The sequence below is a fragment of the Gemella taiwanensis genome (assembly GCF_054054385.1).
The window spans coordinates 256,777-270,092 of the sequence record NZ_JBSMTL010000002.1 but is presented as its reverse complement, the minus strand read 5'-3'; the positions used below and the strand labels follow the sequence as shown (position 1 = coordinate 270,092).

14 protein-coding genes and 6 tRNA genes are annotated in these 13,316 nt (G+C 29.6%); all 20 read left to right on the top strand.

Annotation, left to right across the window (positions count from 1 at the left end; translation table 11 throughout):
- The first annotated feature begins 14 nt into the window (after window positions 1-14).
- Complete coding sequence (locus ACWOA3_RS03310; protein WP_456884086.1) at window positions 15-1,163, top strand: AI-2E family transporter; 1,149 nt, start codon at window positions 15-17, stop codon at window positions 1,161-1,163.
- Window positions 1,164-1,409: 246 nt separating this feature from the next.
- Window positions 1,410-1,832 carry a cell division protein SepF gene (locus tag ACWOA3_RS03305; protein WP_456884085.1) on the top strand — a complete coding sequence of 141 codons (423 nt, stop codon included), beginning with the start codon at window positions 1,410-1,412 and terminating at the stop codon, window positions 1,830-1,832.
- A gap of 2 nt (window positions 1,833-1,834) precedes the next feature.
- Entirely contained in the window at window positions 1,835-2,116 is a 282-nt protein-coding gene (locus ACWOA3_RS03300; RefSeq protein WP_271965732.1) for a YggT family protein, read from the top strand.
- A 4-nt stretch (window positions 2,117-2,120) separates the two neighbouring features.
- Complete coding sequence (locus tag ACWOA3_RS03295; RefSeq protein ID WP_456884083.1) at window positions 2,121-2,891, top strand: YlmH family RNA-binding protein; 771 nt, start codon at window positions 2,121-2,123, stop codon at window positions 2,889-2,891.
- A 153-nt stretch (window positions 2,892-3,044) separates the two neighbouring features.
- The gene (locus ACWOA3_RS03290; protein WP_442566403.1) at window positions 3,045-3,929 is read left to right on the top strand and encodes a phosphate/phosphite/phosphonate ABC transporter substrate-binding protein; all 885 of its coding nucleotides are present in this window, start codon (window positions 3,045-3,047) and stop codon (window positions 3,927-3,929) included.
- A gap of 196 nt (window positions 3,930-4,125) precedes the next feature.
- Window positions 4,126-4,199 (top strand) — tRNA-Asn (locus ACWOA3_RS03285).
- A 2-nt stretch (window positions 4,200-4,201) separates the two neighbouring features.
- Window positions 4,202-4,289, top strand: a tRNA-Ser gene (locus tag ACWOA3_RS03280).
- Window positions 4,290-4,300: 11 nt separating this feature from the next.
- A tRNA-Glu gene (locus ACWOA3_RS03275) sits at window positions 4,301-4,375 on the top strand.
- A gap of 31 nt (window positions 4,376-4,406) precedes the next feature.
- Window positions 4,407-4,482 (top strand) — tRNA-Asp (locus ACWOA3_RS03270).
- A gap of 5 nt (window positions 4,483-4,487) precedes the next feature.
- A tRNA-Phe gene (locus tag ACWOA3_RS03265) sits at window positions 4,488-4,560 on the top strand.
- A 26-nt stretch (window positions 4,561-4,586) separates the two neighbouring features.
- Window positions 4,587-4,662 (top strand) — tRNA-His (locus ACWOA3_RS03260).
- A gap of 149 nt (window positions 4,663-4,811) precedes the next feature.
- The gene (locus ACWOA3_RS03255) at window positions 4,812-5,159 is read left to right on the top strand and encodes a thioredoxin (protein ID WP_442566402.1); all 348 of its coding nucleotides are present in this window, start codon (window positions 4,812-4,814) and stop codon (window positions 5,157-5,159) included.
- 214 nt (window positions 5,160-5,373) lie between these two features.
- The gene (gene phnC / locus ACWOA3_RS03250) at window positions 5,374-6,111 is read left to right on the top strand and encodes a phosphonate ABC transporter ATP-binding protein (protein ID WP_456884080.1); all 738 of its coding nucleotides are present in this window, start codon (window positions 5,374-5,376) and stop codon (window positions 6,109-6,111) included.
- On the top strand, window positions 6,086-7,645 hold the full coding sequence (locus tag ACWOA3_RS03245; RefSeq protein WP_456884079.1) for a PhnE/PtxC family ABC transporter permease: 1,560 nt from the start codon (window positions 6,086-6,088) through the stop codon (window positions 7,643-7,645). Before phnC ends, ACWOA3_RS03245 begins: the two co-directional genes overlap by 26 nt.
- Window positions 7,646-7,669: 24 nt before the next feature.
- On the top strand, window positions 7,670-8,179 hold the full coding sequence (rimM, locus tag ACWOA3_RS03240; RefSeq protein ID WP_456884077.1) for a ribosome maturation factor RimM: 510 nt from the start codon (window positions 7,670-7,672) through the stop codon (window positions 8,177-8,179).
- A complete protein-coding gene (trmD, locus tag ACWOA3_RS03235) occupies window positions 8,179-8,910 on the top strand; it encodes a tRNA (guanosine(37)-N1)-methyltransferase TrmD (RefSeq protein ID WP_204642753.1) in 732 nt (243 codons plus the stop codon). Before rimM ends, trmD begins: the two co-directional genes overlap by 1 nt.
- A gap of 81 nt (window positions 8,911-8,991) precedes the next feature.
- The gene (gene rpsA, locus ACWOA3_RS03230; protein WP_456884074.1) at window positions 8,992-10,200 is read left to right on the top strand and encodes a 30S ribosomal protein S1; all 1,209 of its coding nucleotides are present in this window, start codon (window positions 8,992-8,994) and stop codon (window positions 10,198-10,200) included.
- A 102-nt stretch (window positions 10,201-10,302) separates the two neighbouring features.
- Entirely contained in the window at window positions 10,303-11,610 is a 1,308-nt protein-coding gene (gene der / locus ACWOA3_RS03225; protein WP_456884072.1) for a ribosome biogenesis GTPase Der, read from the top strand.
- A gap of 272 nt (window positions 11,611-11,882) precedes the next feature.
- On the top strand, window positions 11,883-12,608 hold the full coding sequence (locus tag ACWOA3_RS03220) for a zinc metallopeptidase (RefSeq protein WP_399544115.1): 726 nt from the start codon (window positions 11,883-11,885) through the stop codon (window positions 12,606-12,608).
- A gap of 351 nt (window positions 12,609-12,959) precedes the next feature.
- A complete protein-coding gene (acpS, locus tag ACWOA3_RS03215; protein WP_003145887.1) occupies window positions 12,960-13,313 on the top strand; it encodes a holo-ACP synthase in 354 nt (117 codons plus the stop codon).
- Window positions 13,314-13,316: the final 3 nt, after the last annotated feature.

Below are 13,316 nucleotides of genomic sequence, written 5' to 3'. Positions count from 1 at the left end.
AGAAAGGAAATTGTATGGATAAAGAATTAGAAAAAAATAATAGAGAATCAAGATTAGAAAAATCTAGAGAAGATAAATTATTAGCTTTTATTGGAGGAAAATTCATAATCTATATATTATTAATAGTTATTTTATTAGGAATCGCTATTTATTTATATACAGAAATTTCTTATATATTTACTCCAATTAATACAATAATTTCTAGTATAATTACACCGATAATAGTAGCGTATGTATTTTATTACATGTTAAATCCACTTGTAAATTTCTTTTCTAAGAAAATTTCAAGATTTTCAGCGAGTCTACTTGCGATTTTAGTTGGTATAATTACGATACTAATTGTTATTATTGGAGTAGTACCTATAATTGTTGAACAAACACAAAACTTGATTACTGCAATGCCTAGATATATTGAAATTGTAAAAGGATATTTAGAAGAATATTCTGATAATGCTTATGTCCAAGTAGTTGTAGAGTATGTTAATACGAACTTAAATGCTTCAAAAATTAGTGCAAGATTGATTACGATTGTAACATCGGTTGCTCAGGGGATAGTTTCATCTATTTCTTCAACGGCTTCGGTGTTGGTAACTATGCCATTTGTTCTATTTTTCTTATTAAAAGATGCATCTAAATTCAATAAGTTTGTAATAAGTTTATTACCTAAAAAATTAGAAAAACCAGTTGCAGAAACAATTGATGAAATTGATGAAAAAGTTGGATCTTATATTCAAGGACAAATGTTAGTGTCATTATGCATAGGAGTAATGTTATTTATAGGGTATAATGTAATAGGGTTACACTACGCATTTTCACTAGCTACTATTGCTGCATTTTTAAGTATAGTTCCTTATTTAGGACCGGTTATCGCCATTACACCTGCCATGTTAGTTGCGGCATCAACAAGTTGGGTTATGGTAGTTAAAATGTTGGTAGTTTGGGGAGTTGTACAGTTTTTAGAAGGAAATATAATTTCTCCTAACATAATGGGACGAAGCATGAATATGCATCCTTTAACGGTTATTTTTGTAATCTTGATAGGGGTGAATATTTCGGGTGTAGTTGGGGCAATCTTAGGAATACCTGTTTATTCAATTTTAAAAGTTTTAATTTCTAAACTTTTAATTTCTCTAAAAGATAGATACGATAAATTTTATGGATAATTGATAAAATGAGCTTTAGAGTTTATAACTCTAAGGTTCATTTTTATTTTTGAACTTAAGAAATGGGTGTTTGATCTGGATGTAATTTAATAAGTTAATTAATGATTATGATGGTATAGATTAATTTTAGAAATGTATTTTGAAATATTAATATAATTTAAGTAGATATTAGTAAATCATTTTCATTATTGCTAGAAATATGCTATAATATTGTAGTTAAATATTAGTAAGTTGAGGTTTAAGAATATGAGTATGATGAAAAAATTTAATAATTTATTCGTTAATGAAGATGATTTTGAAGATGAAGTAGTAGAAAGAGAAGAAGTAAGACAAGAACAACCGAAACCAAGAGTTGTAAAAAAGGAGAATCTAGTGCAAAGTAAACAAAATGTACAAAGTCAACCATCAGGAAGAACAAATAATGTAATCTTAACAGAACCATTAGTTTTTGCTGATAGTAAAGATATAGTTGACGATATTAAACGTAATAAAGTAGTAATTATTAATCTAAGTAAATTAGATGTTGAAACTTCAGATAGATTGTTAGACTTTATTTCAGGTGGAATTTATGCACTTGGAGCAAGATTAAAAACTATAGGTGAAGATATTTACCTATGTGTTCCTAATGGAGTTGAAGTGTCAGGAGACTTTTACGAAGGAGAGTATTAATTTTGCTAAATATAACAGAATATTTTTGGGTGTATAAATTCATAATTTATTTATTTAATTTTTATGAATACAGTATGCTAGCGTATATTTTAACATCATGGGTACCGCAAATCAAAAATAATTTTATAGTAGAATTTCTAGAAGCTATTTGTGAACCGTATTTAAAACTATTTAGAAAGTTCATACCACCTATTGGAATGTTGGATATTTCACCTGTCGTAGCGCTTATTGTATTAAGTGTAATACAAAACCTTATAATAGCATTGTTGTTTAAAACAGTATAGTATTATGAAAAAATTAAATTTTTTACAGCAAGCGTCAGTAGAACAAAAAGAAGTAGCCGAAAAACTTTTGCAGAGTATAAGTTTTGTGGAAAATAGAAATACTGTTACAAAGTTTCTAACTAATTTCGAACAGGTAATTTTAGAACAAATAGTTGCATATAATTATAGTGATTTTAAAATAGAATTTTTTGGTGGATATAATGATGCTGAGAAAAAGAAAGTAAAGATTATTTCTAATGAATATTATGATATAGATTATGATATTGTTTGCTTGAAAGCTAAATATAATAATAAATTTAACAAGATAGAGCATAGAAATATTTTAGGTGCAATTCATAACCTAGGTATTAATATAAATAGATTTGGGGATATCGTTGTTCTTGAGAATGAAGTTTATATTTTTGTTGATGAAGAAATTGCAGATTTTATAGCGATGGAATTTACAAAAGCGGGTAGGGTAAACCTGAATTTCGAAAGAGTTGAATTAGCTGATGTTGCTATAGAAAAGAAATATGAAGATTTTGAAATAGTAAGTTCCTCATTTAGATTAGATTCAATAGTAGCGAAAATTACTAATAAATCTCGAAGTAAGGTGAAAGAGTTCTTAGATCAAGATTTTATAAAGTTAAACCATGTAATCGTTAGAAATGGCGAAAAAAATTGTACAATTCAAGATATAATTTCTATTAGGAAGTACGGCAGATTCGTGGTTAAAGAATACAAACAAAACAAAAAGAGTTTAAAATATAGAATTACAATATCAAAATTAATTTAATCAAATGATTGTCTCAAAATCGACATAAAGTCGTATTATGAGACAATTTTTTTATTGTTTTTAAAATGAGCGTTTTCATTTTATTGTTGAATGTATTATGCTATACTCAATTGTATAAAACAAATTTATACAAATAATTATGAGGTAAGTAAAATGAAAAAAATATTATTAACTATTTTTTCTTTCTTATTGGTATTTTCTTTAATTGGTTGTTCTCAAAAGAGCTCAACTAAAGAAGAAAAAGTGTTAAAACTTGGTGTAGTACCTAGCAGCAATAGTGAAAAACTGGTAGATGATTTATCACCATTTGCGAAAGCTCTAGGAGATAAACTAGGGATGAAAGTTGAGGTATTTACTGCTAGTAGTTATATTGGAGTTATAGAAGGTATAGGAAGTGGAAGTGTTGATTTTGGGTTGGTACCTCCATTTTCTGCAGTGCTTTCTAATAAGCAAAGTAATACAAAAAACCTACTAGTAGGAAGAAGTACTAGTGGAAAACCTGGTTATTTTGCAGAAGTATTTGTTAGAAAAGATTCTAACATAAAAAGCTTAGCTGATTTAAAAGGTAAAAAAATTGCTTTTGTTGATCCTTCATCTGCTTCAGGTTACATTTATGCAGGTGCAATGTTGAAAGATGCTGGAATTGATTTAGACAAAGATATACACTATCAATTTAGTGGAGGTCATGATAAAAGCTTACAATTATTACTAAATAAAGATGTTGATGCAGTAGCTAGCTATGAAAATGTAATTAGAAAATATACAAAAGAATTTCCTACGCTAAAAGAAGATGTTACAGCAATAGCAAAAAGTGAGCTAATACCAGGAGTAACAGTAGTAGCATCTAACAATTTAGATGAAGAAACACAGAAAAAAATTAAACAGGCATTATTAGATATTCAAAATGATAAAGAAACAATTCAGATTTTAACAAATCTATTCAGTATTACTGGTTTTGAAGAACCAAATAATGACGCATATAAAGCAATAGTGAGAATCTCTGAAAAAATGAATATTGATTTGAATAAAGTAAAATAATACGAATAATTTCAAAAAAATATTAATTCTATAAAAAAATTATTCAAAATTGAATTTTAAAAATGCTATTTTGTCAAAGATAATAGGTTATTTTTAAATATGTAATTGGAAAAATAAAAAAAGTTATACAAAAGTATTGACATTATGTTAATACTTTTGTATAATAAATATTGTTCGTTAGGAGCACAAATATTTATCCACAGTAGCTCAGTTGGTAGTAGCATCTGACTGTTAATCAGAGGGTCGCAGGTTCGAGTCCTGCCTGTGGAGTTGGAGTAGTACTCAAGAGGCTGAAGAGGCGCCCCTGCTAAGGGTGTAGGTCGGGAAACCGGCGCGAGGGTTCAAATCCCTCCTGCTCCGTTTTTTTTATTGGCCCGTTGGTCAAGTGGTTAAGACACCGCCCTTTCACGGCGGTAACACGGGTTCGAATCCCGTACGGGTCACCATTTGAATTAAATACATTGAGAATAAGAGTTAGGTCCCGTGGTGTAGCGGTTATCACGCCTGCCTGTCACGCAGGAGATCGCGGGTTCGATTCCCGTCGGGACCGCCATTTTTGCCTTGATAGCTCAGTTGGTAGAGCAATGGATTGAAGCTCCATGTGTCGGCAGTTCGACTCTGTCTCAAGGCATTTTTTTATTTAAACTTAATATTTTGGCGGCTGTGGCGAAGTGGTTAACGCATCGGATTGTGGTTCCGACATTCGGGGGTTCGATTCCCCTCAGCCGCCCCATTTTTAGAAATTAGCAAAGGAGTAGTGTAGAAGTACATTACTTCTTTTTTCTATATAATATGGAATTTTAAAGTTTGTAAGCAAAAAAATAGAAATTTTTAAAAAATAAGAGTAAAATTAAACCTATAAACTTAAGGAGATAAAATAATATGGGAAAAACATTTGAACAAGATTTAGAAAACTTTAAAGTAATTGATTCAAAAACTGCATTTGAAAAAATTGAATCAAAAGAAAAATTTGTACTATTTATTGGTAGATCATCATGCCCATTCTGTAGAAGATTTATGCCAAAAATTAGTGAAGTAGTTGTTTCTAATAACGTAGAAGCATTCTTCATTAACTCTGAAGATTTTTCTGATGCATCAGGAATAGATTCGTTACGTGAAAAATATTCAGTTAGAACAGTACCAGGTTTATTAGTTGCTGAAGCTGGTGAAGTTAAAGTTGTATGTGATTCTAGTTTATCTGTAGAAGAAATTACATCATTTATTAAATAATAATTTAACTCGTCTATTTAAGGTAGGCGAGTTTATTATTTTATAAGCTACAATAATCAATTATTATAAAAATTCATGGTAAATATATTGTATAAATTTTAAATGTAAAATACTGAAAAAAAACGTTTTAAATGATATAATAGTAGTTATAAAATTTTGCTAAAGTATTTATTAGTTTATTTTAAAATTCATTATATGATAATGAGGTGATTGAGTGAAAAGTGAAAAGTTAGAAGTTAAAAACTTAGTTTTTAATTATGGAGTAAAAAATATTTTGAATGATATTTCGTTCAACGTTGAAAAAGGGGAATTCATAGCTGTAGTTGGAAAGAGTGGCGCAGGTAAATCAACTTTACTTCGTTGCTTGAATTTATTAAATAAACCCAAATCTGGGGAAATTAATATTGCAGGCGAGAATATAATAAATTTTAATAAAAAGAAGTTGAAACTCATTAGAAGAAAAATTGCTTTTATCTTCCAAGATTACAATGTTCTTGATAATCTTTATACAGTTGAAAATGTTTTAACTCCTTATTTAGTAAATAAGTCGGCTCTTGGTTTATTACTTGGATATACAAAAAAAGAGTATATTGAAGGTGTAGGATATTTAAAACAGGTTGGATTAGAAGAAGAAGCGTTTAAAAAATCTAAGTATTTATCGGGAGGGCAAAAACAGCGTGTTGCAATAGCTAAAGCTCTCGCTCAAAATCCAACAATATTGTTAGCGGACGAGCCTGTAAGTAGTTTAGATGAAAAAAATACTACATTAATTATGGATACATTTAAAAAGTTGAATGAAAAAAATAGAATTACTGTTTTAATTAACTTACATGATGTAAATCTTGCAAAAAAATATAGTACAAAAATTTTAGGATTGAAAGACGGAAAAGTTTTATTTTATAAAGATTCTGATATGGTGACTGAAGATGAATTTGAAGAACTTTATAATTAAAAAACATATAAATAAAATATTAGCAGGGATATTTGGAATATGTATATTTCTGATTGTTAATATGCAATATGATGCTAAGACTTTTTCAGTAGGATTTAAAAGAATACAAAATTTATTAGGTCGTATGTATCCTATTGATTTTACTATTTTAGGAGAACTAAAACAACCTATAATTGAAACTATAAATATTGCTTTGTTTTCATCAATATTAGCTTTATTTACAGCGTTATTATTTTTACCGATATTGACAAATTTACTTTTTAAATTGAAAATAATACCTAAATTATTTAGTGCTATATTTTCCATTTTTAGAACAATACCTTTTCTAATTATTGCGGCTATTCTTGTTAGTTTATTTAGTACAGGTGTGTTTAGTGGATTTGTAAGTATTTATTTAATTAATTTCCTTACAGCTTCTAAATTGCTTAAGGAGTATGCAGAAGAAGTAGAGATTAAACAGTTAGAGGCAATGGAGTCATTAGGAAGTTCAAAATTTATTATATATAAAAATGCAATTCTTTCTAATTTGAAACCTCAAGTAATTTCGGTTTATTTCCTAACATTAGAGTCTAGTATTCGTGGAGCGAGTGTTCTAGGATTAGTAGGAGCAGGTGGGATAGGTCAAAGATTGTGGCAAGAGCTGAATCATTTGAGATATGATAGAGTCTCGATAATTATACTTACTCTAGTAATTCTAATATTTTTTATCGATTTAGTGAGTTACTTTTTTAGAAATTATAGTAACTCTTCACAATTAACTTTTGATAAATTCATCTTTAGAAAAAATATCATTAAAGTTGTTACGCCTATAGTTCTAGTTGGTAGTATTCTGTATGTCACTAAATATATTACTATTACTCAAGAAAGATTTTTAATAGGATTAAAACAGTTAAGAGTACTGGGAAATGGAATTATAAATCCTGATCTAGCATATGTACCAAAGATGTTTACCGAGTTAATGGTAAGTATTGAAATAGCATTTAGTGCAACGATATTTGCGGCAGTAACAGCAATTTTCACATCGTACTTATCTTCGGTTAATTTATTTGGTAAATATAAAGCGCTAAGCATGAAAATTTTCATAAATATACTAAGAACATTCCCTCCAATAATAGTAGCCTTAATATTCTTTAGAGGATTTGGACCAGGGGCAATCAGTAGCTTTTTCGCATTATACATTTATACAGTTGGTGTAATGACAAAAATGTATAATGAGGTTCTAGAAGGGATAAATACTAATGTGCTTTTAATGGCGAAGAGTCTAGGTCTTGGAAGTTTCATTAGTTATATAAAAATAATATTTAATGGATATTTCCCTGAATTTATTACTATAGTGTTGTATAGATTTGAATCGAATATTAAAAATTCTACGATACTAGGTATGGTTGGAGCAGGTGGAATTGGACATTTACTTGTAAATAATATAGAATATAGGAATTGGAATAGAATTTCAACATTATTAATTGGGTTATCACTTTCGATAATCATTATAGAAAATATATCATATTTAATTAGAATGAAAGTTAAAAAATAGTATAAAAGTACATAGGAGGATTAAATGCGTTTAAAAGTAGGAAAAATTGTAAATACGCACTCATTGAAAGGAGAAGTAAAAGTAATTTCATCTACAGATTTTGAAGAGCAACGCTTTGAAAAAGGCACTGAATTATTAATAACACGTGGTAATCAAGTTGTAAAAGAAGTGACTGTAGAAAGTTATAGAACTCATAAAAACAACCTTTTAGTGAAGTTTGTTGGAATTGACTCGATTGAAGAAGCAGAAAAACTTAAAAATCTGCAAATTAAAATTGACTCAGAAAATATTGGAGAGTTGGAAGAAAATGAATTCTACTTTCATGAAATCATCGGATGTGAAGTTTTTGATGAAAATGGGAAATCTTTAGGTGAAATTTCTGAAATCCTAACACCAGGAGCTAATGATGTTTGGGTTATAAAATCTCAAAACGGTAAAGAAATCTTGATACCATATATTGAGGATGTAGTGAAGAAAATAGATGTTGAGAATAAGAAAATAGATATCGAAGTTATGGAAGGGTTAATTGACTAATGAAAATTGATATACTGACGTTGTTTCCAGACATGTTTGATTCATTAAATCATTCTATACTTGGAAAAGCAAAAGATAATAAGTTATTAGATATAAATATTGTCGACTATCGTAAATTCTCTGGGAATAAGCATAATCAAGTAGATGATTATCCATTCGGTGGAGGTCAAGGTATGGTTTTAAAACCCGAACCAATATTTAATGCCGTTGAAAGTTTAGATAAAACAGATAAAACACGTATCATCTTATTATGTCCTCAAGGGGAAAGATTTAGTCAGAAAAAAGCTGAGGAACTTTCAGAAGAAGAGCATTTAATATTTATCTGTGGTCATTATGAAGGATATGACGAAAGAATTAGAGAATACCTTGTAACTGATGAACTCTCAATTGGAGATTTTATCTTAACTGGTGGGGAATTTGCTGCGATGACTATGGTTGATAGTATTGCTAGACTAGTACCAGATGTATTAGGAAAAGAAGAATCTCATAAAGATGATTCATTTTCAACAGGTCTTTTAGAATATCCACAATATACGAGACCAAAAGATTATAAAGGGATGGTAGTCCCTGATGTTTTAACAAGTGGACATCATAAGAACATAGAAACTTACAGAAAAAAAGAAAGTCTACGAAGAACATATCTTAGACGTCCAGATTTACTAGATAACTATGAATTGAGTAAAGAGGAATCAAAATTACTCGATGAAATAAAAAAAGAATTAAAAAATTAACATAAAATAAATGACATAACTATATTTTTGATGTATAATATTAATATAGTATGTATTGTAAGCACAGGAGGATTAGAAGTAATGACAACTTCATTTGAGGAATTATTAAATAGCTCAGAAATGCTGAAAAAAGGAGACAAAGTAACTGGTACAGTATCTAAAATCGAAAACGATAAAGTATACGTAGATGTAGCAGGAGCTCAATACGACTGCGTAATTTTACGTAATCAAATTACAAGAAAACCATTCGAGAATATTGAAGAAGTATTATCAGTTGGCGATGAAGTAGAAGCTCAAGTAACAGGAATCAGAGCTGACCGTGAAAAAAGATCAGAAGATGTACCTGGTGCAATTTATTTATCACACAAAATTTTAGAAAATGCTGAATATAAAAAATTAATGGAATTATCTTGGACAGGAATCATTGAAAAATTCGAAAATGGAGAATTAATTCAAGCTACAGTTTCAGGACAAACTAAAGGTGGATTATTAGCAGACGTAGAAGGATTACGTGCATTTATCCCAGGTTCATATATCGACACTAAATTTAGAAAAGACCTATCTAAATTTGTAGGAAATGAGTACACATTCAAAATTGAAGAAGTGGACAAATCTAAAAATAAAATTATCTTAAACAGACGTGTAATTTTAGAAGAAGAAAAAGCTAAAAAATTAGCAGAAGTTTATGGTAACATTAATGAAGGTGATGTTATCGAAGGTAAAGTTAGTCGTATTACTGACTTCGGTGCTTTTGTAAACATTGGTGAAGTTGACGGATTACTTCACATCTCAGAAATTTCTCATGCTCGTGTAGAAAAAGTTTCTGACGTACTTTCGGTTGGGGATACAGTTAAAGTTGCTGTTATCGCTGTAGATAAAGAAAATGAAAAAATTTCACTTTCAGCAAAAACATTATTACCAACTCAATGGGAAGTAGCTCGTGCTACAATCAAAGCTGGTGATGTATTAGAAGGAGTTGTTCGTAACACAACTGCATTCGGTGCTTTCGTAGAAGTTTTACCAGAAGTTGAAGGATTAGTTCACATTTCTCAAATTTCTCATGATAGAGTAACAAACGTAGAAGACGTTCTTAAAAAAGGTGACAAAGTTACTGTAAAAGTATTAGAATTTGATTTCGAGAGCGAAAGATTATCTCTATCAATCAAAGAACTTTTAGAAAAACCAGTTAAAGAAGAAGTTAAAGAAGAAGCTGAATATGATACTTCTTACTTAAAAGATGAAGACACTTCATTTAGTTTAGGAGAAAAATTTAAAGACATCGAACTTTAATTTGAAAAAATAGAGAAATAAAGGCAGTAGATAGCTTGTCTATTGCTTTTATTTTTTAGGTATAAAGATAAAGTAAAAATTTAAAGATATGGAGGGAAAAACATGGCAAAACCAACAGTTGCGATAATAGGACGACCTAATGTAGGTAAATCTACAATTTTCAATAAAATTATTGGTGATAGACTTTCTATTGTAGAAGACGTAGCAGGTGTTACGCGTGATAGAATTTATTCAAAAGCAGAATGGTTGAACTATTCATTCTTCATGATTGATACAGGGGGAATTGAGTTAGAAGATACTCCATTCCAAAAACAAATCAGAGCGCAAGCTGAATTAGCAATCGATGAAGCTGATGTAATTATATTCTTAACAAACGGTCGCGATGGTGTTACTAGTGATGATGAAGAAGTTGCAAAATTATTATATAAAACTGATAAACCAGTAGTTCTTGCAGTAAATAAAATTGATAATTTTGATATGAATCATATGATTTATGATTTCTATTCATTAGGATTTGGAGATCCATTCCCAATTTCTGGATCACACGGTTTAGGTATCGGTGATTTATTAGATGAAGTTTGTAAAAACTTTAAAGTTCAAGAAGAAGAGGAAGAAGATGATAAAATCAGATTCTCACTAATAGGACGTCCTAACGTAGGGAAATCAAGTTTAATTAACACAATCCTAGGAGAAGAGCGTGTAATTGCCTCTGATATTGCTGGTACAACACGTGATGCTATTGATACTGACTTCAGACATAATGGTGATGAATATGTAGTAATTGATACAGCTGGTATTAGAAAACGCGGTAAGGTTTATGAAAGTTGTGAAAAATATTCAGTTTTACGTTCTCTTAAAGCTATTGAACGTTCAGATGTTGTCTTAGTTGTTCTTAATGCTGAAGAAGGTATTATTGAACAAGATAAGAAAGTAGCTGGATATGCTCACGAATCTGGAAAAGGTGTAATCATCGTTGTAAACAAATGGGATGCAATTGAAAAAGATGATAAAACTATGAAAGAATTTGAAGAAAAAATTCGTGATAGTTTTGCATACCTAGATTATGCGAAAATCGTTTATGTTTCTGCAAAAACAAAACAACGTGTATTTAATATATTCCCATTAATTAAAGAATCTTATGAAAATAGACAACGTCGTATTCAAAGTTCTACACTTAACGAAATCGTTGTGGATGCTGTTTCTATGAATCCAACACCACAAGATAAAGGTAAAAGACTTAATATTTTCTATGCATCACAAGTTGCGATTAATCCACCGACATTCGTGTTCTTCGTGAATTATCCAGAACTTATGCACTTCTCATATGAGAGATTTTTAGAAAATAGAATTCGTGATTCATTCAATTTCGAAGGAACTCCTATTAAACTATTAGCAAGACAAAGAAACTAGTAAGGATATTTTAGGTATTCAAATTTCGATATATTAACTTAATAAAGTGTTAAGAGAGTGGGGCTGACTCGACAAAATCGATTTCTACGGAATCACGATTTTTGAGTCACTCCCGCTCTTTTTGCTAGTTAAATTATGAAACTATTGTTGAAAAATAACTTATGAAATTTTCATTTAAATTTAATGGTAAAATTTAGTCAAAATACTAGCAAATATACTTAAAACATGGTATAATTCATCTTATATAATTTACTAATTAGGAGGTAATCTATATGCCATTAGGATATTATGGAATGTCAGGAAGTTATATACTTTACTTTTTACTAATTATGTTAATCCCACTATGGGCACAATTCAAAGTAAAAAGAACATACGAAAGATATAAAAAAGTAAGAACAAAATCAGGATTAACTGGAAAAGAAGTTGCAGAAATAATAATGCAAGCAAATGGAATTACAGGTGTTAGAGTAGTAAGAGGTGAGGTTGAATTATCAGACCACTATGATCCAACTAATAATGTTGTAGTTTTATCACCAATTGTACATGATCAACCTACAGTTGCATCAGTTGCAATTGCTGCACACGAAATTGGTCACGTTATTCAAGATAAAGTAGCCGACTACAAACCGATGAGATGGAGACACTCACTAGTACCTTTAGCAAATCTTGGAGGAAACTTATCAACTATTCTTATTATGGTAGGATTCTTATTAACAGGATTAATCGGACAATTTGGTTATACTGTTGCTTGGGTTGGAGTAGGCTTTATGCTATTTGCAGTACTATTCCAAGTAGTGACATTACCTGTAGAGTTCGATGCTTCAAAGCGTGCTTTAGAGCAAGTAGTTGATTTAAATATTGTAGATGATCAAGAACACAGACACTGTCGAAAAGTTCTAACTGCGGCAGCATTAACATATGTAGCAGCAGCGATGGTTGCTTTAATGGAACTATTAAGATTCATCTTTATCTTATTAAACAGTAATAATAGAGATTAATATAAAATTAATCTAATATACGGATATATAATTTAACGACTTAAAGTTAAGAATTTTTTAAAATTTTGATCTTTGAGTCGTTTATTTTTTTATATATGTACTATTAAAAAAATATAATTTTAAATAGTTTTACATGATAACTTATAAATACAGTGGCTTATTATTATCTAAATTCGTTTTATAGATGCTTTTAAGATTTTCAATAAACTTTGCGGGATGAGTTAATGACGATATCATGATTTTTCTATTCATTTAAGTAAATAATAAAGCTAAGTAACTAGTATATAAAGCTTTCATAATATTCGTATTAGTGTTATAATATTGTAAGATTATATAATAAAGAGGTAAAAAATGATTTACGGAATCGGTTGTGATATCGTGGATATTCATCGCTTCGAAAAGTATGTTGATGATAAAAAACGACTTGAAAAATTATATACAGAAAATGAATTAAATGAATTTTATAAAATAACAAATAATAGAAGGAAAATGGAGTTTCTTGCGGGACGATTTGCCGTAAAAGAAGCAACCTCTAAAGCACTTGGAGTAGGAATTTCTAAGGAATTTTCTTTTCATGATGTTGAGGTGAAAAAAGATGAAAATGGAAAACCATTTATAGAATATGGTGACTTTAGGACACATCTGACTATAAGCCATACTGATACAACAGTAGTGGCGTTTGTTGTTTTAGAGAAAGGGGATTAGATT

Bases quoted from the DNA above. Each gene is read 5' to 3' on its own strand.
- ACWOA3_RS03295 (WP_456884083.1), top strand. From the start codon at position 2,121: ATGAAAAAATTAAATTTTTTACAGCAAGCGTCAGTAGAACAAAAAGAA.
- rimM (WP_456884077.1), top strand. From the start codon at position 7,670: ATGCGTTTAAAAGTAGGAAAAATTGTAAATACGCACTCATTGAAAGGA.
- ACWOA3_RS03290 (WP_442566403.1), top strand. From the start codon at position 3,045: ATGAAAAAAATATTATTAACTATTTTTTCTTTCTTATTGGTATTTTCT.
- acpS (WP_003145887.1), top strand. From the start codon at position 12,960: ATGATTTACGGAATCGGTTGTGATATCGTGGATATTCATCGCTTCGAA.
- ACWOA3_RS03255 (WP_442566402.1), top strand. From the start codon at position 4,812: ATGGGAAAAACATTTGAACAAGATTTAGAAAACTTTAAAGTAATTGAT.
- rpsA (WP_456884074.1), top strand. From the start codon at position 8,992: ATGACAACTTCATTTGAGGAATTATTAAATAGCTCAGAAATGCTGAAA.
- trmD (WP_204642753.1), top strand. From the start codon at position 8,179: ATGAAAATTGATATACTGACGTTGTTTCCAGACATGTTTGATTCATTA.
- der (WP_456884072.1), top strand. From the start codon at position 10,303: ATGGCAAAACCAACAGTTGCGATAATAGGACGACCTAATGTAGGTAAA.
- ACWOA3_RS03305 (WP_456884085.1), top strand. From the start codon at position 1,410: ATGAGTATGATGAAAAAATTTAATAATTTATTCGTTAATGAAGATGAT.
- ACWOA3_RS03245 (WP_456884079.1), top strand. From the start codon at position 6,086: ATGAATTTGAAGAACTTTATAATTAAAAAACATATAAATAAAATATTA.
- ACWOA3_RS03310 (WP_456884086.1), top strand. From the start codon at position 15: ATGGATAAAGAATTAGAAAAAAATAATAGAGAATCAAGATTAGAAAAA.
- ACWOA3_RS03220 (WP_399544115.1), top strand. From the start codon at position 11,883: ATGCCATTAGGATATTATGGAATGTCAGGAAGTTATATACTTTACTTT.